We start from the raw sequence: 2,582 nt of genomic DNA on the forward strand, positions 1-2,582 counted from the left end.
TACTCCTTATTATACAATGCCAGTTCAGGGTAGCTTTTTTCCTGTTCATCCAGAGCCGCCTGCCACAACGCCGACATACCATCCTTCAGCCATTCACTGTGATGCTTCACCACCAGACGTTGTACCTGATATTGTATATCTGCCTGATTATTATGCAGGTACCGCCATAACTCGTTGGTATCTATCAAACCATCCTGATTCATATCCATCTGCTGAAGTAACTTCTTATAGCTTTCAGCATCTCCCGACGAATAGGTGTCATCGGCATCACTTCGGGTCAGCTCTTCCAGCCGACCAAACGTCTGACGCAGCCATCCTTCTTCCGGGGTCTGGAAGAGACTCTGCGGTGCCTCATTCTGCTCCAGCCGGAAGCGGCTTTACGTGAACCAGAAAACTGATTCTGGAACTAAAATATCAGTCTGGGGATGATTTGGTTAAAACCTTCGTTCCTTGAGCTTCTTTGAGGAAATCAATCTCTGTTTCACCCCCCTCAAACATTAGTTTAATTATAAGTTTGTCTGGACCGCTCCAGTTATAATCAACTTCAATACAGCCATTTTCACACTTCATAGTGAAGTCTTTATTTAGAAGTATCTTTTCTACAAGATGGTTTTTGTAATCAGTAGTCAAACCATCCCTGTATTTACCATAAGCATCCAAAAGGGTATCTCCATGATAAAAAGATTCACTAACACTTCCATATTCATCCATCATTTGTGAATCAACATCGTCATGGTGTTCTATATCATCAGATTTTTCACCATTTTCATTTTGGGAATAAATTACCATACGATTATTTAAAACAAAAACCAGAGAATCATCCACCTTGATAAAGTAAGAAAATGGATAACCACATTTATTAGATGGTCTTGTTGGTGTAATTAAAATCACATCGCCATTCAATGTTACATTATACTTCGATAGTAATTTAACATATAAATCTACGGTTTTTTGGCTGTGCCAATACTTTAATGGCGTTATACTTTCCATATAATATTCATATTTACATGTGCCGGGTATATTGACATTGACTCTATCAATATTAATCCTTTTCCCATTGAACACATTATTTACATAACTCACGCTTTCTTCTGTTATATCTTTTCCACCTGGCATTATTAAGTCAGAAACTACATAATGCTTCCACGTTACAGTGTTTTTATCTACTACAGACTCTATTTCACTCTCAACCCTGGCATTTGCCACAGATGAGAAAATCAGTAAAAAACAAATTATGAAAACCTTATACATAAAATCACCTTATTAATGAGTAGCATCATATACATTATTTAAGAACATGTTATTTTCTGCCTTGCGTCTTTTTATAAGCCCAGAATCTCCTTCATTCGTAATATCCAGTAATTCATAGGCAGCACGCTCATACTCTTTGGAATTAAGTAAATTCAATAGATTTGGGGCTTTGCCAATGGATAAAAAGAATTCTCCACAATTGAATAACAAACTTACAAGCGCATCAAACTCATACTGATAAAGCTCAACCGTCACAGACCGTTTCACTCCTCCCTCTATAGCAATAAGGTCATCTTCAAATAAGCTTATAGCTTTTTCTCTGTCAATGCCACTTTGAAACTCTATTGGGAGTACAATATTTTCACATCGTTTCTTATCAATTAAATGGCCATAGCCTATAGTACAAAAACCCTCAGAATCATTATAAGAAGCAAGCCTTAACGACTCCCACGCTTTAATGAATTCCTTACCGCTCTCTGATGTATGCAATTCATTTATTTCAACTCTACCATTCTGTTCTCTATTTTTCAAAAATGTACTTACATACCCTTCAGCCAATATATCAATCGGATCAGATAAATCATCTCGTCTTAAAAATGGGGGGTTATTCTGATTAGTCAAAGCTACACTTAAGTTGTAAGCAACTTGACCTGTATATAATTCAAAGTGCAACATAAACACAACTGTTTGATCAAGTATTACTGTTGGTTGACCATTGTCATTAATCAATCGCCCTGTATTTCCCAAATGTTGTCCTTGCTTTACATCATCTCCGGGTCTAACCACTATGCTAGACGGATCTAACTCGCCATACCTTACAATAAATTTCCTTTCATCTTTTGTAGTATGAAGAACGCTTACTTCATTTGTTCCGTTATAAAAAGGGGAAGTCCGTAATATTTTACCGTCACAAATGGCAACAACCGATTCATATTCATTAGTATAAAGATCTCGTCCGGCATGCAATCTTCTTCTATCTCGACTCCTGCCATATGCCGCAGCATTACCTCGATTAACATCACGCCAGTTCCTATATGACCATTTCTTACCTGGATCATTTTCTGGTTTCACCGTTAACGGGAAAATAATTTCATTTTTTGATTGCTGATTAAGAGCATCCAAAAACACCACCGGATGCATATGCCACAAGGCATCACTTCTGCGGATTTCCGGCACATCCTTCATCCACACCAGCTTGTTAACATACTCCTTATTATACAATGCCAGTTCAGGGTAGCTTTTTTCCTGTTCATCCAGAGCCGCCTGCCACAACGCCGACATACCATCCTTCAGCCATTCACTGTGATGCTTCACCACCAGACGTTGTACCT

Annotated in this window: 2 protein-coding genes and 1 pseudogene; all 3 read right to left on the reverse strand. The window is 38.1% G+C overall.

All coding sequences use genetic code 11. From position 1 onward, the window contains the following. Nucleotides 1–209, reverse strand: a pseudogene (locus MES37_RS24030) (hypothetical protein); the annotation flags it as partial. A 205-nt stretch (nt 210–414) separates the two neighbouring features. After that, entirely contained in the window at nt 415–1,251 is an 837-nt protein-coding gene (locus tag MES37_RS24035; protein ID WP_064542582.1) for a hypothetical protein, read from the reverse strand. A gap of 12 nt (nt 1,252–1,263) precedes the next feature. Next, nucleotides 1,264–2,582: glycoside hydrolase family protein (locus MES37_RS24040; RefSeq protein ID WP_237932794.1), on the reverse strand; the 1,319-nt coding region annotated here is incomplete at its 5' end.

Source organism: Buttiauxella sp. S19-1 (genome assembly GCF_022134725.1).
In the GTDB taxonomy this organism is placed as follows: Bacteria; Pseudomonadota; Gammaproteobacteria; order Enterobacterales; family Enterobacteriaceae; genus Buttiauxella; species Buttiauxella ferragutiae.

Excerpts from the sequence above, each read along its gene's own strand:
- MES37_RS24035 (WP_064542582.1), bottom strand. The coding sequence starts at position 1,251 with ATGTATAAGGTTTTCATAATTTGTTTTTTACTGATTTTCTCATCTGTG.